Source organism: Streptomyces tricolor, from assembly GCF_002155905.1.
Taxonomy (GTDB): domain Bacteria; phylum Actinomycetota; class Actinomycetes; order Streptomycetales; family Streptomycetaceae; genus Streptomyces; species Streptomyces tricolor.
The window spans coordinates 354-691 of record NZ_MUMF01000577.1 but is presented as its reverse complement, the minus strand read 5'-3'; the positions used below and the strand labels follow the sequence as shown (position 1 = coordinate 691).

At 70.4% G+C, this 338-nt stretch carries 1 protein-coding gene; it reads right to left on the bottom strand.

Features of this window, described 5'->3' with window-relative positions; genetic code table 11:
* Positions 1 to 250: SCO5918 family protein (locus CCN44_RS34075; protein WP_086702200.1), on the bottom strand; the 250-nt coding region annotated here is incomplete at its 3' end.
* Between the last annotated feature and the right edge of the window lie 88 nt (positions 251 to 338).

The window sequence follows — 338 nt, the reverse complement described above, 5'->3', positions numbered from 1 at the left end:
AGGCGGGCGCGGCCGGGCGCGCGTCGTGGCAGGTGAAGCCGAGTCCGGTCAGGGCCCGCCGCATCTCACCCGCGGTGAAGTCGCGGCGGTCCTGCCGGGTGATCACTTCCCCGACCTGCATCACGGGGTAGACACGGCGGCCGATGGTCACGCACACGCCGGTGCCGGGTTCCGGCGTGATGCCGCTCATCGACTGCTCGACCTCGCTCTTGATCAGGTCGAAGGGGTAGTGGGCGATGACACAGCGCATGGAGCCTCCACAGGGAAGAGGGGGAAAGACCGGGCCCGTCGAGGGTGTCGGGCGGTCAGACGGTGAGGGCGAGGACGCCCAGGGCGTA